Annotated in this window: 18 protein-coding genes and 1 pseudogene; 8 read left to right on the top strand and 11 right to left on the bottom strand. The window is 60.7% G+C overall.

The window, feature by feature from the left end; genetic code table 11:
* Positions 1 to 302 precede the first annotated feature (302 nt).
* The 3 genes from AC07RO_RS20845 to AC07RO_RS20835 form a co-directional block, all read right to left on the bottom strand.
* The gene (locus AC07RO_RS20845) at positions 303 to 902 is read right to left on the bottom strand and encodes an HAD family hydrolase (RefSeq protein ID WP_192173277.1); all 600 of its coding nucleotides are present in this window, start codon (positions 900 to 902) and stop codon (positions 303 to 305) included.
* Entirely contained in the window at positions 899 to 1,768 is an 870-nt protein-coding gene (tesB, locus tag AC07RO_RS20840) for an acyl-CoA thioesterase II (protein ID WP_495086957.1), read from the bottom strand. Before tesB ends, AC07RO_RS20845 begins: the two co-directional genes overlap by 4 nt.
* A gap of 128 nt (positions 1,769 to 1,896) precedes the next feature.
* Entirely contained in the window at positions 1,897 to 2,460 is a 564-nt protein-coding gene (locus AC07RO_RS20835) for a GNAT family N-acetyltransferase (protein ID WP_192173279.1), read from the bottom strand.
* 128 nt (positions 2,461 to 2,588) lie between these two features.
* Here AC07RO_RS20835 and AC07RO_RS20830 point away from each other — a divergent pair, with 128 nt between their 5' ends.
* Together AC07RO_RS20830 and AC07RO_RS20825 are read left to right on the top strand one after the other, a co-directional pair.
* Positions 2,589 to 3,506 carry a histone deacetylase family protein gene (locus AC07RO_RS20830; RefSeq protein WP_463583133.1) on the top strand — a complete coding sequence of 306 codons (918 nt, stop codon included), beginning with the start codon at positions 2,589 to 2,591 and terminating at the stop codon, positions 3,504 to 3,506.
* Positions 3,507 to 3,700: 194 nt separating this feature from the next.
* Positions 3,701 to 4,939 (top strand): TIGR03862 family flavoprotein, encoded by a 1,239-nt coding sequence (locus AC07RO_RS20825; protein WP_495086956.1) that lies wholly within the window; start codon positions 3,701 to 3,703, stop codon positions 4,937 to 4,939.
* A 23-nt stretch (positions 4,940 to 4,962) separates the two neighbouring features.
* Here the strand turns inward: AC07RO_RS20825 and AC07RO_RS20820 are convergent, their stop codons facing one another.
* On the bottom strand, positions 4,963 to 6,138 hold the full coding sequence (locus AC07RO_RS20820; protein ID WP_192173282.1) for an acyltransferase family protein: 1,176 nt from the start codon (positions 6,136 to 6,138) through the stop codon (positions 4,963 to 4,965).
* A gap of 298 nt (positions 6,139 to 6,436) precedes the next feature.
* Here AC07RO_RS20820 and AC07RO_RS20815 point away from each other — a divergent pair, with 298 nt between their 5' ends.
* The 4 genes and pseudogenes from AC07RO_RS20815 (at position 6,437) to AC07RO_RS20800 (ending at position 9,906) form a co-directional block, all read left to right on the top strand.
* Positions 6,437 to 6,784 (top strand): hypothetical protein, encoded by a 348-nt coding sequence (locus tag AC07RO_RS20815; RefSeq protein ID WP_495086955.1) that lies wholly within the window; start codon positions 6,437 to 6,439, stop codon positions 6,782 to 6,784.
* A 162-nt stretch (positions 6,785 to 6,946) separates the two neighbouring features.
* Positions 6,947 to 8,038 (top strand): annotated as a pseudogene (locus AC07RO_RS20810) (methyl-accepting chemotaxis protein); the annotation flags it as partial.
* Positions 8,024 to 8,941: a methyl-accepting chemotaxis protein gene (locus AC07RO_RS20805; RefSeq protein ID WP_446731163.1), complete on the top strand. Its 918-nt coding sequence runs from the start codon at positions 8,024 to 8,026 to the stop codon at positions 8,939 to 8,941. The pseudogene AC07RO_RS20810 and the gene AC07RO_RS20805, both read left to right, overlap by 15 nt.
* A 173-nt stretch (positions 8,942 to 9,114) precedes the next feature.
* Positions 9,115 to 9,906 carry a substrate-binding domain-containing protein gene (locus AC07RO_RS20800; protein ID WP_192173285.1) on the top strand — a complete coding sequence of 264 codons (792 nt, stop codon included), beginning with the start codon at positions 9,115 to 9,117 and terminating at the stop codon, positions 9,904 to 9,906.
* Positions 9,907 to 10,215: 309 nt separating this feature from the next.
* Here AC07RO_RS20800 and AC07RO_RS20795 read toward each other — a convergent pair whose 3' ends face one another.
* Positions 10,216 to 10,683, bottom strand: coding sequence for a metallophosphoesterase family protein (locus AC07RO_RS20795; RefSeq protein WP_495086954.1), 468 nt, complete (start codon positions 10,681 to 10,683; stop codon positions 10,216 to 10,218).
* A gap of 3 nt (positions 10,684 to 10,686) precedes the next feature.
* Positions 10,687 to 11,895 (bottom strand): MFS transporter, encoded by a 1,209-nt coding sequence (locus AC07RO_RS20790; RefSeq protein ID WP_192173287.1) that lies wholly within the window; start codon positions 11,893 to 11,895, stop codon positions 10,687 to 10,689.
* A gap of 423 nt (positions 11,896 to 12,318) precedes the next feature.
* Between AC07RO_RS20790 and AC07RO_RS20785 the strand changes: the two genes are divergently transcribed.
* Both AC07RO_RS20785 and AC07RO_RS20780 read left to right on the top strand, forming a co-directional pair.
* On the top strand, positions 12,319 to 12,972 hold the full coding sequence (locus AC07RO_RS20785) for a hypothetical protein (protein WP_495086953.1): 654 nt from the start codon (positions 12,319 to 12,321) through the stop codon (positions 12,970 to 12,972).
* Between the two features lie 189 nt (positions 12,973 to 13,161).
* Entirely contained in the window at positions 13,162 to 14,190 is a 1,029-nt protein-coding gene (locus AC07RO_RS20780) for a LacI family DNA-binding transcriptional regulator (RefSeq protein ID WP_346627909.1), read from the top strand.
* A gap of 223 nt (positions 14,191 to 14,413) precedes the next feature.
* Here AC07RO_RS20780 and AC07RO_RS20775 read toward each other — a convergent pair whose 3' ends face one another.
* The 5 genes from AC07RO_RS20775 to AC07RO_RS20755 all read right to left on the bottom strand — a co-directional run bounded on the left by AC07RO_RS20775 (position 14,414) and on the right by AC07RO_RS20755 (position 20,562).
* Positions 14,414 to 15,151: an SDR family oxidoreductase gene (locus tag AC07RO_RS20775; protein ID WP_495086952.1), complete on the bottom strand. Its 738-nt coding sequence runs from the start codon at positions 15,149 to 15,151 to the stop codon at positions 14,414 to 14,416.
* A gap of 2 nt (positions 15,152 to 15,153) precedes the next feature.
* A complete protein-coding gene (locus AC07RO_RS20770; RefSeq protein ID WP_495086951.1) occupies positions 15,154 to 16,686 on the bottom strand; it encodes an FGGY-family carbohydrate kinase in 1,533 nt (510 codons plus the stop codon).
* A 144-nt stretch (positions 16,687 to 16,830) separates the two neighbouring features.
* Positions 16,831 to 17,916 carry an alcohol dehydrogenase catalytic domain-containing protein gene (locus tag AC07RO_RS20765; RefSeq protein WP_495086950.1) on the bottom strand — a complete coding sequence of 362 codons (1,086 nt, stop codon included), beginning with the start codon at positions 17,914 to 17,916 and terminating at the stop codon, positions 16,831 to 16,833.
* 170 nt (positions 17,917 to 18,086) lie between these two features.
* Positions 18,087 to 19,046, bottom strand: coding sequence for an ABC transporter permease (locus AC07RO_RS20760; protein WP_346629532.1), 960 nt, complete (start codon positions 19,044 to 19,046; stop codon positions 18,087 to 18,089).
* 4 nt (positions 19,047 to 19,050) lie between these two features.
* Positions 19,051 to 20,562: a sugar ABC transporter ATP-binding protein gene (locus AC07RO_RS20755; protein ID WP_192173293.1), complete on the bottom strand. Its 1,512-nt coding sequence runs from the start codon at positions 20,560 to 20,562 to the stop codon at positions 19,051 to 19,053.
* Positions 20,563 to 20,610: the final 48 nt, after the last annotated feature.

Below are 20,610 nucleotides of genomic sequence, written 5' to 3'. Positions count from 1 at the left end.
CTGAGCCGGTCCTACAAATGAACACAGCCGCCGGTCCTACTGTCTAGACGCGGCACTACGTAGGACCGGCTTTAGCCGGGAAGAGGCCAGCATGTGCAGCGTCAATGTTGCGGTGTAGCGCCAGACGCCTTCCCGGCTGAAGCCGGTCCTACAAATGAACACAGCCGCCGGTCCTACTGTCTAGACGCGGCACTACGTAGGACCGGCTTTAGCCGGGAACAGGCCGGTCTGTACACCATCAATTTTGTGGTGAATTGCCGGACGCGTTCCCGGCTGAAGCCGGTCCTACCAGAAGGGTGGAATCAGCTCTTCGCGCCGATCATCTTCTTTAACGCCACGCAATCCGCCGCATGCCAGTCGGTCAATTCCGGCCACGGATTTTCCGGCAGATTGACCAGCACCGTACGGGCGCCGGCCGCTCGACCACAGGCCAGGTCGAACTGATAGTCACCCACCATCACCATTTCCGACGGCTGCACGTTCCAGGCGCTTGCGAGCTTCAGCAGGCCACCCGGATCGGGTTTTGGCGCGGCTTCATCACGGCCGAGCACGTCGTCCACGGCAAAGCAGTCGGCGATACCGATTGCGTCCAGCGTCACGTGGGCAAGCTCGCGGGCGTTACGGGTCAGAATGCCGAGACGATAACCCCGCCCTGCCAGCTCCCTCACCAACTCGACAGCACCTGTCGCGGGTTTGGATTCGATCGCCAACGCGCGCTCGTGCTCCAGCAGCCAGGCATGTTTGGCCGCCGCAACATCCGCCGGCAACGCCGCGAGATGCCCGAGAATGTCGTCCTCCTGAGGGATATCCAGCGCACGCTTGATCGCCGGAAAATCATGGGCGGCGACGGTCAGCGTGCCGTCCATGTCAAACACCCAGTGGCGTACTTGATTGAGGCTCATGACCAATCCTTACGGTGGCGAATCAAACCTTCCTGACTGACCGACGCCACAAGCTTGCCCTCGCGATTGAATACGCTGCCTCGGGAGAACCCGCGCGAATTACCGGCCCATGGGCTGTCCATGGCGTAAAGCAACCAGTCGTCAGCGCGCAGTTCACCGTGGAACCACAGCGAGTGATCCAGGCTGGCGATCTGCATGTCTTTCTGCCAGACCGTCTTGCCATGGGGCAACAGCGAGGTGGTCAGCAGGTTGAAGTCCGACGCGTAAGCAAGCATGTAGCGGTGCAGGGCGGGGATGTCGGGCAGGGTGCCGTCGGCGCGAAACCAGATGTATTTCACCGGGTCAGTAGGCTTCGGGTTGTAGGGATCAGACTCGGTGACTGGCCGGAATTCGATGGGCTTGGGGCACAGCAGTTTGTCCTTCATGTGCTCGGGAATCAGGTGCTCGCGCTGACGCATCAATTCAAGTTCCGACGGCAGGTTTTCCGGGCCGACCACCTGCGGCATCTGGCTCTGGTGCTCGAAGCCTTCTTCGTCGTACTGAAACGACGCGCTGCAGGTGAAAATCGGATGGCCTTTCTGAATGGCCGTCACCCGGCGTGTGCTGAAACTGCCGCCGTCGCGGACCCGGTCCACCTGATACACCACGGGCAAGTGCGCGTCGCCGGGGCGCAGGAAATAGCCATGCAGCGAATGCACATGGCGCGCGTCTTCAACCGTCTTGCTCGCCGCCGACAGCGACTGACCCAGCACCTGACCGCCAAACAGCTGGCGAAAGCCAAGGTCCTGGCTGCGTCCGCGGAAGAGGTTTTCTTCGATCGGCTCCAGACTCAACAGCGACACCAGATCATCCAGCACGTGACTCATTCAGGGTTCCTCACACGGTCGTCTCGCCAACCGTCATCGCATCAATCAGGCCATGGGCGCCGTAGGCCGGCGCATATGGAAGTGGGACGAAATGATACAGAGGTTTGTAGCCCGATTCCCGCAGCTGTTTAAAGCGTCGCCAACCAGCCCGCCCGGTTGATGCGATACAACACGTGGGGCCTGAGTGGATGGCCGTTGGGCAATTTCGGATGATCGAAGTTGTCAGCCGGATCGTTGCGCATGCCGATGGCCTGCATGACCTTCTGCGAAGGCAGATTATTGACCGCCGCAAATGCTACGATTTCGTCCATGTCCAAATGCTCGAATCCGCAGCCGAGGACCGTCCAAGCGGCTTCGCTGGCATAACCCAGGCCCCAATGCTCGCGGGCCAGGCGCCAGCCGATCTCTACCGCTGGCGTAAATCCTGCCTCGAAGCCCACCACGGCCAGGCCGGTGAAACCGATGAATTCACCGGTGTCCCTGCGTTCAAGGGCCCAGAAGCCGAAACCATACTCGGCAAAGTGCCCGCGCACCCGGCCGATCAGCTTGGCGCTTTCCATGCGGCTCAAGGGCTGCGGAAAGTAGCGCATCACTTGTGGATCGGCGCACATCTTCGCGAAGGCTGGCAAATCATCATCTCGCCATTGACGCATCAACAAGCGTGCGCTGTTGAGCTCAAGAATCGGCTCCATCGATCGTCTCCCTGTTGCCTCGCCTCTCAAAATGCCCGCCGGCTGGCGATCTCCCCGCCCAGGCAAATCGCTGTGCGGTGATCGTCAGAACTGGCAAGATTCCCCTTCGAACCAGACGCGTGCTCACCATGCCCCTGCCCCTCATTTACCATGAAGACTACAGCCCGGACTTTCCGCCCGACCATCGTTTCCCGATGGACAAGTTCCGGCTTCTGCGCGACCACCTTATCGACACCGGCCTGACCACAGATGCTCAATTGTTTCGTCCGCAGGTCTGCCCAACGGACATCCTCGCGCTGGCCCATGACCCCGGTTACATCAGCCGTTATATGGAAGGCGCGCTGGCGCGGGAAGATCAACGTCGCCTTGGCCTGCCCTGGACCGAGGATCTGGCCCGACGTACGGTACGCGCGGTAGGTGGCTCTTTGCTGACAGCGGAACTGGCGCTGCAACACGGACTGGCCTGTCACCTTGCCGGCGGCACTCACCATGCCCATTACGATTACCCGGCCGGGTTTTGCATCTTCAACGACCTGGCGATCATCAGTCAGTACCTGCTGCAAAGCGGACGCGTCGACCGGGTGCTGATTTTTGACTGCGACGTGCACCAGGGTGACGGCACTGCGCGGATTCTCGAACACACCGATGACGCGATCACGGTCTCGCTGCACTGCGAAAAGAACTTCCCTGCGCGCAAGGCCCAAAGTGACTGGGACATTCCGCTGCCGATGGGCATGGGTGACGACGACTACCTGAAGGTGGTCGACGACACGCTCAATTACCTGCTGCCCCTGTATCAGCCCGATCTGGTGCTATACGACGCCGGCGTGGATGTGCACAAGGATGATGCGCTGGGGTATTTGCAGCTGACCGATGCGGGGGTTGCCCGCCGCGACGAGGCGGTGATGCGTCATTGCCTGGGCCGGGACATTCCGGTGATGGGCGTGATTGGCGGTGGCTACAGCAAGGACCGGCAAGCACTTGCTCGACGGCACGGGATTCTGCACCACAGTGCGCAGCGGGTGTGGATAGAGCGCGGGCTTTGAGTGATGACATCACTTACCCACATCCCCTGTGGAACCGCCTGTGGATAACCTGAGTGCAAGGGCGTGATCCCCTGATATCACTGGGGCACGCGCGCACTGTACGTTTTTGATCGATAAGTTTTCCACAGGCTGGCCGCGTTTCACGAAGCTCGCGTAGAATGCGCGCCCCCTACCCAACCGGTGTCCGCTTAGCCATGACGTCAACCGCCACCTCAAGCACCCAGACAGTCGCCATTATCGGCGGCGGCCCTGCCGGCCTGATGGCCGCTGAAGTGCTGAGCCACGCCGGTTTCAAGGTGGACCTCTACGACGCCATGCCCTCGGTCGGGCGCAAGTTTCTGCTGGCGGGCGTCGGCGGCATGAACATCACCCACTCCGAGCCGTCGCCTGCGTTCGTTGCCCGCTACGCCGAACGCGCCCCGGTAATCGCGCCCTTGCTGCGCAGCTTCGGCGCCCAGGCGCTGTGCGAGTGGATTCACGGCCTGCGCATCCAGACGTTCGTTGGCAGTTCCGGGCGTGTGTTCCCCACCGATATGAAGGCCGCGCCGCTGCTGCGCGCCTGGCTCAAGCGACTGCGCGAGTCCGGCGTCGTTATCCACACCCGTCATCGGTGGCTGGGCTGGAATGCCGACAATACGTTGCGAATCGACGGTCCCGAAGGTGAAGTCACCCTGAACCCTGCCGCCACGCTGCTGGCGTTGGGCGGAGCAAGCTGGTCGCGGCTGGGCTCGGACGGTGCGTGGGTACCGCTGCTTGAACAACGCGGGGTCAACGTCGCGCCGCTGCAAGCCGCCAATTGCGGGTTCGAAGTCTCGGCCTGGAGCGAACTGCTGCGCAGCAAATTCGCCGGCGCGCCGCTGAAGAACATCGCCATGGGCCTGGAGGGGCAAAACCTGCGGCTGGGGGAATGCGTGGTCACGCAGGGCGGTGTCGAGGGTAGCCTCGTTTACGCTTTGTCCGCGCAGATCCGTGAGGCGATCAATCAGTCGGGGTCGGCCACGGTCGAGATTGATCTGCTGCCCGGCAAAAGCGTTGCCGAGGTGCAAAAGGCCCTGAGCAAACCCCGCGGTTCCCGCTCGACGTCCAAGCATCTGCACAGCCAGCTGGGCCTCGACGGGGTGAAAGCGGCGCTGTTACGTGAGCTTACCCCCGCTGCGACATTCGCTGATCCAGCCCTGCTTGCGCGTGCGATCAAGGCCTTGCCGCTGACACTGATCACGCCGCGCCCGCTGGATGAGGCCATCAGCACGGCAGGCGGAGTGAAATTCGAAGCACTGAACGAGCACCTGATGATCCCGTCGCTGCCCGGCGTCTTCTGCGCCGGCGAGATGCTCGACTGGGAAGCGCCCACCGGCGGCTATCTGCTGACCGCCTGCTTCGCCAGCGGCCGCGCGGCAGGGCTGGGGATGGTTGACTGGTTGCGCCGCAGCTAAGGCTCAGCGCAACCAAAGGGGATTCACGCCGCGCGATCAACCTGCGGCTTCAGGCCACCGCCAATACCCTGCTTGACCGGCGCTTTGCCGTTCGAGGCTCCGGTAACCCACTTGCCCAACTCGACGCCCTTCAGCTCGATGTACTTATGAGCCAGAGCAGCCAGGCCGATCGCTGCGAGGGTGACGGCAACCACCAGCGCGTTGTTGCCCAGCTCGGAACCTGTGTCCATGAAACGCTGGCCGTTGATCATCGGCGACAGATCGCGGCCGGTGAGCTTCTGCGCCACGATGAACATCGTCGACAGGCAAAACAGCAGCGCAGCGTGGGTCATGTAGATGGAGTACGACAACTTGCCCAACAGCCTGAACACGGCGGTTTTCAGGAACGTCGATACCAGCCCGGCTTCGAATGCGAACACCAGCACCAACACGCAGAACGTCAGACTGGCAATGGGCGAGCGGTCGCTGTAGTCGTTCATCACCATCCAGTACGTTGTGCACGTGAGCGCCACTTCGAGCACCGTCATCAGCCAGCGCACCGGCACGAATCTGTCGCGAACCAACAGATAGGCGAGGTACGTGATATTGCCGGCGAAGAAGCAGGACAAACCCAGCATCGCGCGCCAGACCAGCGGTTCGTTTTCGGTGAATATCATCGTGAATGCGACGACGGCCACGCAGGCAAACATCAGAAAGCGGCTTCTCAGTGAGAGCAGGCACAGCCCGCCGAAGAGCATGTAGATATAGAACTCGATGCTGATGCTCCACGACGGGTAGTTGAACGACATGGTTTCGGTGAGCGTCGTCCAGGCTTGCACCAGCAGCAGATTGGGCAGGATCTCCGACGGGGCGAAGAGCCCGGTGAACGGCACGTTGTTCAAGGTGAAGCCTTTCTTCCAGGCCGCCCAGCGCACCCCTTCGAAGAGGATAAACACCAGCAGCATCACGACGTGCAGCGGGTACAGGCGGAACAGGCGCGAGATGACGAAACGCTTGAAGCCGAATTGCGGCTTCAGCCCATAGGAATGGGCCAGGACAAAGCCGCTGAGCACGAAGAAGAAGTTGAGCAGGATGTCCGCTCTGCGAAAAAAAGGCAGCTCAATGAAAGCGCCCACCACGTGCAGGTGATAGAAGACCACCAACAACGCGAAAACGCCCCTGAAACTATCTAGCGTGGTGAATCGCTGAACTGATCCCATGGCCCAACGTCCCGTCCTGAGTGAGAAAACGCCCGCGGCGGCAGCGAAGTCTCGCGGCCTTTACACGTTAGGGGGTTGGTGGACTTATCGACAGTTGAAATATTTCATGTCCGGTACAAAGGACGGCGCAAAGATTGACGCCAGCGTTTGACGAGCAGCGGGGCAAGCCATCGGTGAATCAACTATCAACGCCGACAATGTTCGCTACCAATCGTATTGAGTTCTGATTAATTTTGCGGCGAGTAACATCAGCTCCATACCGAGTCACCCACTCGTCAAACGTACTGGAGCAACTCCCATGAAAACCAACACACTGATTCTTGGCCTGGCCTTCTCTGTACTGGCAACCAGCGCTTTCGCCCTCCCTGCTGTTGATGCCAGCGCATTTGTAAACGCGCCAATCGTTGCTGAAAACGGCTCTTCCCACACCAACATCAATCGTGTTGCTGCTGACGGCGCTGACCGCGTTGGTGCAAATCGCGTTGCTGCCGATGGCGCTGATCGCGTTGGTGCAAACCGTGTTGCTGCCGATGGCGCTGATCGCGTTGGTGCAAATCGCGTTGCTGAAAACGGTTCGTCGCACACCCAACTGGGTCGTGTTGCCGCTGACGGTGCAGACCACGTCGGTGCCAGCCGCCTGAGCTGATCGACACCCTGCTGCTCCCCCAGCCCGGCCTATGCCGGGCTTGATTGTTTCTGGGCCCTGCGTTTTTTCTCCTGCCTATACCTCCGCTCGCACACGACTGTCGGACAATTCCGACATCGGTTTCAGATTCTCGCGAATCTGCCGATGCATTCGTACACATGAATGTTTTGCTGGCTCCATAACAAAAACCCTCCAGCTGACGATTTCAAATATTTACGGATCTGGAGAAATGGAATGAACAGCTGGTTCGCGAACATTAGCGTCAACATGAAGCTGGCCCTCGGTTTCGGTGTCGTGCTTGTACTGACTGCCCTGCTGGCTCTGGTGGGCTGGAACAGCCTGGGCAATATGACCTATCGCAGCGACCGCGTTGCCGACATCACCAAACTCAGCCAGAAGCTGACTGACCTTCGGATTACGCGGCTGCAGTACATGCTCAGCAATGGCGACGAAGCCGCTGCGCAGACGGTGCAGACTGCGCTCGAAGGCTTCAAGGCGCAGCAGCAATTTCTGCAGAAAACCTTCAGCAATCCACTGAACGTCGCGCCCATCAAGGCGTTGGGCGAGCAGATCGCCGCTTATGAGACCTCATTGAGCAAAATGCGCGAGGCCTATCAGGCGAGCGCCAAGGTTCGCGCCGACATGGGCGTTGACGCCATGAAAGCGGCCGACCTGATCGCCGCGATCAACGACGACGTAATGAAACTCGACCCGACGGACGAACGCCGTTTCGAGCAGTACCAGGCCGTCATCAAAGCCCGCGAAGACGTGATGCTGGTGCGCTATGAAGTGCGCGGCTACACCGCCAGTGTCTCGGCCAAAACCGAAGACACGGCCATGCGCCAACTGACCAGCGCCATTGACGGCCTCGGTCCGCTCAACGCCATGTTTGGCGGCACTCAGGGCGAACGTCTGAAACAGCTGGAAGCGACTCTGAACGGCTATCGCCAATCGGTGCAGGGATTCAAGGTCGCCACGGACACGATCAACACGACGCGCGCCGAGATGACCGAGGAAGGAAGCGCCATTGTCAAATTGGCCCAGCAACTGAATGACTTGCAGATCACCCTCGGCCAGGCCGACAGCCAGCAAGCTCGCACGCTGCAATTGGCCGGCACGCTCCTGGCGCTGATCCTCGGTACGCTGGCGGCGATCATCATTACCCGTCAGATCACCCGTCCGCTTCAACAGACACTGGCCGTGGTCGACCGCATTGCGTCGGGCGATTTGTCCCACGACATGGTCGTGACCCGCAAAGATGAACTGGGCGTTCTGCAAATGGGCATCCAGCGCATGGGCGCCACGCTGCGCGAGTTGATCGGGGGCATCCGTGACAGCGTCACGCAGATTGCCAGCGCCGCTGAAGAGCTGTCGGCCGTGACCGAACAGACCAGCGCCGGGGTCAACAGCCAGAAAGTGGAAACTGACCAGGTCGCCACCGCGATGCACGAAATGTCGGCCACTGTTCACGAGGTGGCGCGCAACGCCGAGCAAGCATCGGTCGCCGCTTCTGCCGCTGACAAGCAGGCACGGGAAGGCGACAAAGTGGTGGGTGAAGCGATCGTCCAGATAGAGAAGCTGGCCACTGAGGTGGTTCGCTCCACCGACGCGATGACCGTGCTGGAACAGGAAAGCGACAAGATCGGCAAGGTCATGGACGTGATCAAGGCCGTCGCCGAGCAGACCAACCTGCTGGCCCTCAACGCTGCCATCGAGGCCGCACGGGCGGGTGAAGCCGGTCGCGGTTTTGCCGTGGTCGCCGACGAGGTCCGTGGCCTGGCGCAACGCACTCAGCAATCCACCGAAGAGATCGAAGGCCTCGTCGCCGCGCTGCAAAACGGAACGCGCCAGGTCTCGGAGATCATGCTCAGCAGCCGCAACCTGACTGACAGCTCCGTTGCCCTGACCCGCAAGGCCGGTACCTCGCTGGAAAGCATTACCCAGACGGTGTCGAACATCCAGGCCATGAACCAGCAGATCGCCGCCGCTGCCGAGCAGCAAAGCTCGGTGGCCGAAGAGATCAGCCGCAGCATCGTCAACGTGCGCGACGTGTCAGAACAGACCGCCGCCGCCAGCGAAGAAACCGCCGCGTCCAGCGTCGAACTCGCCCGCCTGGGCAACCAGCTGCAGATGTTGGTCAGCCACTTCAAGGTGTAAACCGGCTTTATCTGCGTCGGGCGAAAAGCCGCCCGGCGCAGGCACTGCAAGGGGTTGAAGACGAAACGCGCAGGCGTATCGGCAAGAAAGGGATTTACTGATCTCACAATTGCCACATACTGCCCGCGCTGTTTTATTTCGTCATATTCATCTCCAACGCCGGGTTTATCTCCATGAAAAGAATGTTGCCTTACCTCCTCAGTGCCGCCCTCTCCCTCGTTCCAGTCGCTTTTTCCCACGCCGCCACGGCACCTGCCCCCGTTCAACTGATCGTCCTGAGTTCCGGTGGGATCATGGGTGCGTTCAAGGCTGTTGCCCCCGATTACGAACAGCGCGCCGGCGTAAAGCTGCAAGGCGAGGTAGCCCCATCGATGGGCGCGACGCCCCAGGCGATTCCAAACCGACTGGCCCGCCACGAGCCGGCAGACGTGGTGCTGATGGTGGGTGCGGCGCTGGACAAGTTGATCAAGGACGGCAAGGTCGATCCGAAAACCCGTGTCGATCTGGGTAAATCCTACATCGCCATGGCCGTACGTCATGGCGCGCCACACCCTGACATCAGCACCATGGAAGCCTTCAAGCAGACCCTGCTGGACACAAAAAGCATTGCCTATTCGGACAGCGCCAGCGGCGTTTACCTGTCCCGCGTGTTGTTTAGCCAGATGCACATCGCCGATCGCATTCAGAGCAAAAGCCGCATGATTCCCGCCGAGCCCGTCGGTGAAGTCGTTGCCCGGGGAGACGCTGAAATTGGGTTTCAACAGCTGAGCGAGCTCAAGCCGGTGGACGGCATCGACATCATCGGCCTGATCCCCGACCAGGCGCAGCAGATGACCCTCTACTCCGCCGGCGTCGTGACCATGAGCAAACACCCTGAGCAGGCCAAACAGTTTCTGGAGTTTCTGAGTTCTTCGGCAGCCGCCCCGGCCATCAAAGCCAGCGGGCTGGACCCGATCGCGAAGTAACGAGGATGCCGCAGACCCTTCAGTTGGCGGATGACCTGTGGGAGCGACCGGGGTGGCGCTCCACCTTGCTCGCGAAGAGGCCCGTACATCCGCTAAATAACTTGGCGATTGGAAGAAGGTCTTCGTGAGCAAGCTCACTCCCACAGTGACCGTGTTCGCCGAAGCCCTATCAGCTGCCAGATCACTTGTGGTAGCTAGCTTGCTCGCGAAGAGGCCATTACATCCGCTAGATATTTGGTGGAGGGAAGATCGTCCTCGTAAGCAACCTCACTCTCACACTGGACTGCGTCGTAAGCGCACTGGATGGGCTTATGTGAGCACCAGCTCGATCAACTCACCGCGCACGTCATCACCCTCAATGTGCAGCACGCCAACCGTGATCGGCAGTTTGAACCGTCGTGGTCCGGCGCTGCCCGGGTTGATGAACAGCACGCCATCGCGCATCTGCTGCAAGGGCCGGTGGGAGTGGCCGGTAACCACGACGCGCACCTCATCCGGCAATGATTTCGGCACATCGGCCAGTATGTGGGTGGTGTAAATCGCTACATCACCGACACGCAAAACTGCTTCATAAGGCACGTCGCACGCCCAGGCGTCATCGGTGTCGTTGTTGCCTCGCACCACCGTCAGTGGCGCGATGGCCTTCAACGCTTCGAGAATGTCCGGCTTGCCGATGTCGCCGCCGTGGATCAGGTAATCGCAGCCCTGCAACGCCTCCAGTGCCTGAGGGCGCAACAGGCCGTGGGTGTCCGAGATCAAGCCGACCTTTACGCTCATTGTTCAGCTCCCGGATGCCGACAGGGCAGCCTGTTTCGATTGCACGCGCTTCATGCTGATCATCGCCAGCAACGCAACCACGGCCACCAGTCCGGCGAAGAACTCGCCCACATGCTCCAGACCAAACACCCGCACGCTGAAACCCACCGCCACCACCGGCACGGAAATCGACACGTAAAGCACCACGAAGAACGCGGACGTCACCGCTGCCTTCTGATCAGGCGGGCTGCTGGCGGTCACCGCGCCCATGCCGGCGCGCAGGATCATGCCCTGGCCGATGCCTGCCACCAGACCCGCCGCGATCAACAGACCCAGCTGCGACGTGGCGATGCTAAGCCCCAGACAGATCATGCCGACAATCAGCCCGACGCAACCGAGGGTCATGTGCCGGTCCTTTGGCAGCACCTGCAGCAACGCCTGGCCAATGATCGACGCCACAAAAAACAACCCGATTACAGCGCCAATCAACAGCCCGCCTTGCTCGTGCATGACGTGAATCATCACCGACGGCACCATGCTGGTGAACAGACCTGCCACGCTAAAACCCGCCAACCCGGCGATGGACGCGGAGATAAACACGCTGCGCACTGAGGCTGGAACCGATGGCTTCTGAATACCCAGTTTCAGAATGGCCGGACGCTGCACGGTCTCCCGAATCAGCGCGATACCGACCGTCGCCAGCACGAGCATTACCAAGTGCACGTAAAACACCAGATGCAACGCATCCGGCAGAAATTGTGAAGTAAAGCCGGCCAGCAAAGGCCCGATGCCAAGGCCGAACATATTGGCGGCCGTGGCCACCAGCGTGGCGTTCTTCCAGGTTTTGGGGGCCAGTTCAATGACGGCGACAGTTGCCGTGCCGGTCATGATGCCCGCGCTGAAACCGGAAAAAAGCCGTCCGATCAGCAAACCGCCAATCGAATCGCTGAACAAAAAGATCACCGCGCTAATCGCCCCCATCGCCAGCCCTGCCAGCAACAATGGCTTGCGCCCCAACTGATCGGACCAACTGCCGACCGCCAGCAATGCTGCGATGACGCCCGCCGCGTAGATCGAGAAGATGATCGTTAGCCAGCTCGCGTCAAAGCCGAGCCGTTGTTGATAGAGGGCATAGAGCGGCGTGGGCAGCGTGGTGCCGACCATGGCGATGAGTAACGCGCAGGCGGCAAAGATGAAGTCGCGCGTAGAAGAAGAGGAAGCAGGCAAGGACATGAGCGCTCCGGGCACCGGTATAAACAAGACAGGAGTGTCGCTGATACAGACCAGGCAAGGTAGACCTGAGAGCGTTACCGAGGTTCATGCTGAGGCAATTTTGAAGTATGCGTGAACATATTCATCATCACGTTAAACACTTTGACTTTGCATGCGTCACGCCTATCAGCGCGGATCAGAGGCCCGATTGAGCCATACTGACAAGATAACCAAGACGAAATCGCAGATTTGGAAAACTGCAATACCGATTATCACAAAAGACTTTTACTGAGTAGAAGAAGAACTAAAAGAATGAACTCGTCCGCTGTTTGGCTAACCCGGGAAAGTTCTTTAGAGTCCCGCCCTTAATACTCGCTCAACAGTGAAAAACTTGTGAATAACGATCTACAACTTGTTAAATCAGCATTAACGCGATTCGGCGTCATGCTGGCGCTTACGCTCTTCAGTATCGGCATGGTGTTCATCGACATCTTTATCGCTAAAACGGACATTCTCGAAACCTCGTTCACCGAGGTCAGTCAGGAAGTGATGCTGGCAATCATCGCCGGTCTGTTCTGGCTTTCGGCGCGTCAACCTGGGCAACGTGGCGTTGGCATCCTGATTGGCGGCTTTTTCGCCTGCATGCTGATTCGTGAGCTGGACGGGTTGTTTGACCCCATCAGTCACAGCTTCTGGCTGTGGCCCGCGCTGCTCACCGCTGGCACTTGCGTCTACAAGGTCTTGGGTTACAGGAACGCGTGGCGCGACGTCGTCTCGGGGCTCGCCCGTTTTTCCCTGCGTCCGGCGTTCGGCTTCATCATGGCCGGCCTGCTGGTGCTGATCTTCTCGCGACTCTTCGGCATGGGCTCGCTGTGGCACGGCATCCTTCAGGGCGGCTACGCGCGGCTGGCGAAAACCACCGTCGAAGAAGGCGTCGAGTTGCTGGCCTACAGCATTTGCCTGGGCGGCGCGCTGGACTACTTTCTGGAGCTGCGACGCGATCTTTCGCGCTTTGATGAGCTCACCGAACTGCAGATTTCCGTGCCCGTCAAAACCAGACGTCGCGCTGTCGCCGAGGCAATGGAAACCAGCGTCTGACCCTGGCGTCGGCGCATCGACGGAGGGTCTTCAGGCACTCAGCCAGCGCCCGATAATTTAGCTGTCGGTTCGCCGACGCGCGCCGACATCGGCATCCCTTTCGCGCCCTCCATCGTGCTAGCCTTGGCACTCTTTGGAGGGATGCGACTGCCCCGCAGGTTGTCCCGGATTTCAGGCAGCCAATCGCCCATGAGCAAGAAAACCCCCGTCACCATTTCCGACATCGCACGCCGTGTGAACATGACGCCTGTCACTGTTTCCCGGGCGCTGAACAAACCCGATCTGGTCAAGCCCGCCACCCTGGCGCGCATCCTGGAAGTGGCGCAAGAACTCGATTACGTCCCCAACGCCTTTGCCCGCAGCCTCAAGCGCAGCGAGAGCATGATCATCGGGGTCATTACCGCGTCGGTGGACAACCCGTTCTACAGCGAGATGATCAAGGCGATCTCCCGCGAGGCGAAGACCCGTGGCTACACCATCATGCTGGTGGACACTGACGGCTCCGAAGAACTCGAAGCCAAAGCGGTGGATACGCTACTCAGTTATCGCGTGGCGGGCATAGTGCTGTCGCCGGTGTCAGACGAGCCGGCGTACCAACCGGTCTATCTGAGCCGGCTGAGCAATGGTGACATCCCGGTGGTGCAGCTGGACCGCGCGCTGCCTTCCAGCCCGTTCAGCCATGTGGTGCTCGACAACTATCACAGCGGTCTGAAAGGCGCGCGTTACCTGCTGGCGCAGAGCCCGGCGATGCGTCGCATGCTGGTGCTGACCGGCCCTGCGCATTCGCGGATCTCCGAGGAACGCCTAAAGGGCGTGAAGGCGGCGATTGCCGAGAGCGGCAAGCCGGTGAAGCTGGATGTGTTTGCCGGGGATTACACGCTGGAACCGTCGCACCAAAGCACGCTGGATTACCTGCGCGACCATCCAGTACCAGACGCCATTTTCGGCTTCAATCAGCTCATAACGCTGGGCGCCATGAAAGCCCTGCGCGACCGCGATATCGCCCACCACAGCGTGGCCATCTGCGGTATCGACCGGCTGCCCTTCGCCGACATCTTCGGCATCCCCATCGCCTGCATCGCCCACGATGCCTCGCTGGCCGGAAGCAGTGCGGTGAAAATGCTGATGGAGCGAATCGAGGATCGGCATTTGCCGAAGGCGCAGGTGGTGATTGTCGGGGAGCTGGAGAATGGCGTTGGCCGGGGGCAGTCGTCCTGACACCGCGCTATCGCGAAGCGAACGGTGCTCATGTGGGAGCCGTCCCGCCGCAAATGCGTCGCGATGTCGCGCAGCAAACACGGTCCATGTGGGAGTGAGCTTGCTCGCGAAAGCGTCAGTCCAGCCATTGCATCTCTAGCGGCTGGAAGTCAGCCTTCGCGAGCAAGCTCGCTCCCACAATAAACACGCATTTAATATCCACACAGGTGCTGAATCCAAGCCTTCAACGGCTCGTGTAACCCCCATCAATCGGCAGCGACACGCCAGTGACCATCGACGCCGCGCTGCTCAGCAGGAACAGGATCGGCGCTGCGACTTCTGCGGTTTCGGCGAAGCGGCCGAGGGGGATCGCCGCCAGCGCCGGGTCGCGTTTGCTTGGCTCGCCCCACGCCATCTGCGCCATGGGCGTCAGCGTCACGGTGGGGTTGACGCTGTTGACGCGAATCCCGTAGCGGCCCCATTCGCCACACTGCACACGGGTCATGGCGTCCATCGCGCCCTTTGACGCGCAGTAGCTCAAGTGGTCGTCCAGCGCCACCAACGAAGCCTGGCTGGACACGTTGACGATGCTCCCGGCCACGCCTTCGGCGATCATTTTCTTCGCCACTGCTCCCGCGATCATCGCCGCCGCCCGCACGTTGACCGCCATGACCTGATCGAATGCCGCAGCGCTGACCTCGGTCGCGGATTCCAGTACGGAAATCCCCGCGCAGTTGACCAGGCCGTGCATCACTGGCAAGTCCGCCAGCACTGCGGCCAATGACGGCTGATCGGCCACGTCTACGCGCAAGACCTGACAGCCTTGTCCTGCCAGTTTTTCCAGAGCCGCTGCATCGCGGCCCAGGGCATAGACCTCGGCGCCGCTGGCCAGCAACTGCTGCGCGACCTCCCAGCCGATGCCGCTGCTGGCGCCGGTGACCAGAATGCGCTGGCCGCTGAAATCAAATTGAGCCGTGTTCACAGTCACGCTCCCTGCAAGCGATGCATGATCGGTTTCAGCGCCGGGTACAGCGCCACGTAATCGGCGAACAGTCGCGAGTACAGCGCGACGTTCTCGGCTTGAGGCTCGGCCCGTCGCTCGAGTTGAACCCAGCCTTTGTGGACCTGCGCCTCATCCACCAACCCGACCGCGTGGGCCGCCAGCAAGGCTGCACCGAGCGCCGCCTCGACCTCCTGAACGATGGTGTAGACCGGAAAGTTGGTCACGTCGGCGACGATTTGCATCCACAGGTCCGAGTGGCTGGCACCGCCGACGACGATCAGCCGAGGGTCCAGAGACTGCGCGCCCCGGGTGCCCGCTTCGATGTTGTGCCGAAGGGCGAAGGTCACGCCTTCAAGCACCGCGCGGTAAAGGTGGATTCGGCTGTGATAGAGGCTCAGGCCGACAAAACTGCCGCTGGCTTTAGCGTCCCACACCGGACTGCGCTCGCCCATCAGGTACGGCTGGAACAGTACGCCGTCGCTGCCGGCCGGGATCTTCGTCGCCGCACGTTCGAGAATGACGTGGCTGTCTTCGCCGCTTTCCCTGCCTTGCTGCTCTTCAGCCTGACAGAACTGCTCGCGAAACCAGCTGACCGAGGCGCCGGCGGTGATCGCGCCGCCGAAGATGTAGAGGTCCTTGGCGCCGTTGAAGACGTGGGGAAAACTGACCAGACCGTGGCGGGCATCGACCTGCTGATTGAGGTAGCCCCAGCACATGCTGGTGCCGATCATCGCCACGTGATTGCCGGCCTGAGTAACGCCCGCGGCGAAGGTCGCCATGGCGGCATCGACGCCACCACCGAGCAGCGGAATGCCAGGAGCAAGCCCAAGGCGGTCGGCCCATTCGGGCAACAGGCCGCCGACGACATCACCGGAGTGAACCAGCCGCTCGGGCATCATCGACGCCGGAATACCCAGCGCGTCGAGCATCTCTGCCGACCAGCCCCGGGCCTTTACGTCGTAAACACCACCGATGTTGCCGGCAGAGCTGTGGTCCACCGCGACCTCGCCGGTCAGGCAGTAATTGATGTAGCTGTTGGGCGGCAGCAGGTAACGGGTGTCGGCCCAGACCTGCGGCTGTTTGTCCTTGAGCCAGAGCATTTTGGTGAAGCCGTAATAGCTGTCCACCGAATTGCCGGTGATCGCATACAGCCGCTCGAGATCGACGTGCTGATTGACCCACTCGACCTGTGCCTCGGCGCGGCGGTCCATCCAGATCAGGCACGGGTACAAGGGTTTGATCTGTGCATCGACCGCAATACCGGAGCCGCCGTACAGGCTGCTGACACAGAGGGCTTTGACGCTGTCCATCGGCAACGCGCTTTTGCGCATGCAGGCGGCGACGCAGATTTCCACGGCGTCGAGCCAGACCTGCGGCCATTGCTCGGCCCAGCGCGGTTTGGGTGTGTCGACCTTATAAGCGTGGCTGTGCTGCGCGACGATCCGGCCTTGGCCATCGACCAGCAATGCCTTGGTGCTTTGGGTGCCGATGTCGACACCGATGACGTAATCCATCTGGGTGCGCTCTCTTGTTATTGGTTTACTTGAGGCGTGCCACGGTTCCCTGTAGGAGCAATCGGAGGTTACGACGGTCGCGAAAGCGATTTGTCAGATAAAACCGCATCGCGACCTGCGATTGCTCCTACAGAAAGAGTTGTGTCAGTTGACGGGTTTGAGCAGCACCTTGATCGACTTGGTCGAGTCCGCCAGGGCAAACGCTTCGGCGTAGTCGTCCAGACCGAAGTCGTGGGTGACGATGCCTTTTGATGTCACCAGCCCGCGCTCGAACAGGTCGATGGCAATCGGGTAGCAATACGGGCCCAGGTGAGCGCCGCGCACGTCGAGTTCCTTGCGATCGCCGATGATCGACCAGTCAGCGCTGGTCTCGGCGCCGAACACGCTGAACTCCACGAAGCGGCCCAGCTTGCGGATCAGATCAAGGCCTTGGGTAACGCCGATCGGCACGCCCGTTGTCTCGATGTAAACGTCGCAGCCGTAGCCGTCGGTGAGGCCGTTGATGATCTCTTTCGCGTTGTCGCGGCTCGGATTGATCACCACGTCGGCGCCGAATTTTTTCGCCAGTTCCAGGCGCTCGTCGACCATGTCGATGACCACCAGTTTCTTCGGCGTTTTCAGCGCAGCCACTTGCACCATGCACAGGCCCAGCGTGCCGGCGCCGGCGATCACCAGCACGTCGTCGAGCTGAACATCACCACGGTTAACGGTGTGAATCGAGCAGGCCATCGGCTCGATCAACGCCGAATCCTCCAGCGAAACCGACTCGGGGATGTGATGCACTATCGCGGTCTTCGGGATGCGCATGTAATGCGCCATGCCGCCCTCGGCGACGTCTTTCTGGAAGCCGAAGATGTTGTGCACTTCGCACATCCAGTACTTGCCGGACTTGCAGAACTTGCACTTCTCGCAAGGGACGATCTGCTCGGCGATGACCTTGTCACCCACCTTTACGCCGAAGTGCTCTTCAGCGCCCTCGCCCACCGAATCGACGTAGCCGAAGAACTCGTGGCCCGGCACGACGGGGGCCTTGACCCACGGGCTCTCGCCGCCCCAGAACATCGCAGCACCCGAATGGCATTTGCAGTCACTGGCGCAGATCCCGCAGGCACCGATGCGAATCACCAGTTCATTGGCCCGCGCAACGGGCTTGCTGATCTGCTCCAGACGGTAGTCTTTCGGAGCATGGCAGACGACGGCTTGCATGGTGGTTTTTGTGTTTTGTTCCATGTCGGGTTACCTGTTTTGATGTTTGGATGACGGCTGAGATAGCCGATATCGTTTCAAATTCATCAGTGACTGGGCCGGCCCTATCGCGAGCAAGCTCACTCCTACAATGACCGCGTCGCCCTGTAGGAGTGAGCTTGCTCGCGATGAGGCCAAATCAGTCACCACCAAAATTATTTATGCCGCTGCCGACTGATGAAGATCGCCAGCAAAATGATTCCGCCCTTGATCACGCTCTGCACATAAGGCGAGACGCCCAGCATGTTCAGGCCGTTGTTCAGCACGCCCAACAGCATCGCGCCCACCAGCGTGCCGATGATCACGCCGCGCCCGCCGGCAATCGACGCGCCGCCCAGGACTACGGCCGCGATGGCGTCCAGCTCGAAACCGACGCCAGCGTTCGGTTGCCCGCTCATCAGCCGCGACGACAACACCAGCCCGGCAATCGCCGCCGTCAGCCCGCTGATCGAATACACCAGCAGCTTGAACCGCGAGGCGCGCACGCCGGACAGACGCACGGCTTCTTCATTACCGCCGATGGCATAAACGTAGCGACCGACACGGGTGTGTTGCAGCAGCACCCAGGCGAAAAAGTATGTCGCCAGCATGATCAGAATCGGCACCTGAATGCCGAACAGCGTGCCGCGTCCGAACCAGGCGAACCAGTCCGGCATGCCCGCAATCGGGTAGCCGTCGGTGTACATCAGGCCCAGCCCGCGCGCGATGCCCATGGTCGCCAGAGTGACGATGATCGGCGGCATTTTCAGGTACGCGACGAAGATGCCGTTGCCCACCCCGAAGCCCACGCCAATCAACAACCCGATGAGGATCGCAATCGGCGCCGGCACGCCCGCGACCATCAGTCCGGTGGTCAGCGTGCCGGACAAGGCCATCACCGGACCCACCGACAAATCGATGCCGCCGGTGAGGATCACGCAGGTCATGCCGACCGCGATGATTGCGTTGATCGACACCTGGCGGGCGATGTTTTCCAGGTTCGCGCCGGTGAGAAACTTGTCGCTGGCGAAGATCATGAAGACCGTCACCACCACCAGACCGACGAAGGGGTAAAACGCTGGCGAACGGATCAATCGAGCGAAGTTAAGCTGCATCCGGTTGGGCTGCGCGGTCATGGTTTTAATGGAGGTGCTCACTGTTCAGACTCCCGGTGGCGTGGCGCATCACTTCCTGCGGATTGATGGCCGAAGCCTCAAGCACGTTGACGATAGCGCCCTTGTTGAAAACGGCCACGCGGTCGCACATACCGATGATTTCCGGCAGTTCCGAAGAGATCATGATGATCGCGAAGCCTTGTTCGGTGAGTGTGCGCATCAGGGTGTAGATCTCCGCCTTCGCGCCGACGTCGATGCCTCGGGTCGGCTCGTCGAAGATCAGGATGTCGCAGTGGTGATTGATCCAGCGCGCGATTACGACCTTCTGCTGATTGCCGCCGCTGAGATTGATGACCCGGCTTTCACAGCTCGGCGCCTTGATCGACAGCTGCTTCATCAACTGAGCGGTGGTGGTGTCCTCCTTGTGCCGATCAAGCAGGTGCGCCGCGCCTTCGTACTTGCCCAGGTTGTTCAGGGAGATGTTCTCGCGAATGCTGAAATCCACGATCAGCCCTTCGCTCTTGCGGCTCTCCGGCAACAGGCCGATGCCACTGGCCAGCGCTTGCGCCGGATCATTAAGGTGCGCCGGCTGACCCCGCAGCAGCACATCCTTGCTGACCACCGGCAACGCGCCTATCACGCCCAGCGCCAGCTCCGTGCGCCCGGACCCCACCAGCCCGGCAAAACCGAGAATCTCGCCCTTGTGCAGATTGAAACTGTTGTGCGGGCCGTTGCGGGTGAGCTGGATATCACGCACTTGCAGCACCACTTCGCCTTGAGCGCGGGACTGCTTGGGCGGAAAGCTCGCTTCCAGACGCCGCCCCACCATCATCTCCACCAGCGTGTCGATGTCGCTGTTGGCGACGGTCAGGGCGCCGACATTGGCGCCATCGCGCAGCACGCTGATGCGGTCGCAGACCTGAAAAATCTCTTCCAGATGGTGAGAGATGAAGATCACCGCCACGCCCTGGCTTTTCAGTTCGCGCATGATGTCGAACAACAGCTCGGCCTCGGACGGCGTCAGGGTGGCGGTGGGCTCGTCGAGAATCAGCAAGCGCGCTTCAAGGGCCAGCGCCTTGGCGATCTCGACAAACTGCTGCTCGGCGACGCTCAAGTGCTGCACCGAACAATCCAGATTGATCTTCACGCCGAGGCGGTCGAACAGCGCGATGGCTTTCTCGCGCATCTCGCCTTTTCGCAGCAAGCCGAAACCGTTGACGATCTCGTGACCGAGGAAAATATTCTCCACGGCATTGAGATAGGGGATCAGGCTGAACTCCTGAAAGACAATGCCGATGCCGGCGGCAATGGCCTCGTTGTAGGTCGCGAAATGCTGCTCCGCGCCGTCAATGAGAATGCTGCCTTTGTCCTGATGCTCGACGCCTGCGAGGATCTTCATCAGGGTCGATTTGCCCGCACCGTTTTCGCCGAGCAGCGCGTGAATTTCGCCGCGCTCGACCTGCAGGTTGATCGACTTGAGCGCCTGCACGCCGGGGTAGCTTTTACAGATGTTTTCCAATTGCAGAAGGCAGCTCATGGGCACCTCGTCGCAGCAGAACATCGCTGCGCAACTCACATCAATCCG

Source organism: Pseudomonas sp. GW821-FHT07F05 (assembly GCF_059418765.1).
The sequence above is the reverse complement of the archived record's forward strand: the minus strand, read 5'-3'. Positions and strand labels throughout refer to the sequence as shown.

Coding starts and splice junctions, on each gene's coding strand:
- AC07RO_RS20770 (WP_495086951.1), bottom strand. CDS start 16,686: ATGGATTACGTCATCGGTGTCGACATCGGCACCCAAAGCACCAAGGCA.
- AC07RO_RS20790 (WP_192173287.1), bottom strand. CDS start 11,895: ATGTCCTTGCCTGCTTCCTCTTCTTCTACGCGCGACTTCATCTTTGCC.
- AC07RO_RS20820 (WP_192173282.1), bottom strand. CDS start 6,138: ATGGGATCAGTTCAGCGATTCACCACGCTAGATAGTTTCAGGGGCGTT.
- AC07RO_RS20785 (WP_495086953.1), top strand. CDS start 12,319: ATGCTGGCGCTTACGCTCTTCAGTATCGGCATGGTGTTCATCGACATC.
- AC07RO_RS20845 (WP_192173277.1), bottom strand. CDS start 902: ATGAGCCTCAATCAAGTACGCCACTGGGTGTTTGACATGGACGGCACG.
- AC07RO_RS20815 (WP_495086955.1), top strand. CDS start 6,437: ATGAAAACCAACACACTGATTCTTGGCCTGGCCTTCTCTGTACTGGCA.
- AC07RO_RS20800 (WP_192173285.1), top strand. CDS start 9,115: ATGAAAAGAATGTTGCCTTACCTCCTCAGTGCCGCCCTCTCCCTCGTT.
- AC07RO_RS20795 (WP_495086954.1), bottom strand. CDS start 10,683: ATGAGCGTAAAGGTCGGCTTGATCTCGGACACCCACGGCCTGTTGCGC.
- AC07RO_RS20780 (WP_346627909.1), top strand. CDS start 13,162: ATGAGCAAGAAAACCCCCGTCACCATTTCCGACATCGCACGCCGTGTG.
- AC07RO_RS20830 (WP_463583133.1), top strand. CDS start 2,589: ATGCCCCTGCCCCTCATTTACCATGAAGACTACAGCCCGGACTTTCCG.
- AC07RO_RS20805 (WP_446731163.1), top strand. CDS start 8,024: ATGGTCGTGACCCGCAAAGATGAACTGGGCGTTCTGCAAATGGGCATC.
- AC07RO_RS20765 (WP_495086950.1), bottom strand. CDS start 17,916: ATGGAACAAAACACAAAAACCACCATGCAAGCCGTCGTCTGCCATGCT.
- tesB (WP_495086957.1), bottom strand. CDS start 1,768: ATGAGTCACGTGCTGGATGATCTGGTGTCGCTGTTGAGTCTGGAGCCG.
- AC07RO_RS20825 (WP_495086956.1), top strand. CDS start 3,701: ATGACGTCAACCGCCACCTCAAGCACCCAGACAGTCGCCATTATCGGC.
- AC07RO_RS20755 (WP_192173293.1), bottom strand. CDS start 20,562: ATGAGCTGCCTTCTGCAATTGGAAAACATCTGTAAAAGCTACCCCGGC.
- AC07RO_RS20760 (WP_346629532.1), bottom strand. CDS start 19,046: ATGACCGCGCAGCCCAACCGGATGCAGCTTAACTTCGCTCGATTGATC.
- AC07RO_RS20835 (WP_192173279.1), bottom strand. CDS start 2,460: ATGGAGCCGATTCTTGAGCTCAACAGCGCACGCTTGTTGATGCGTCAA.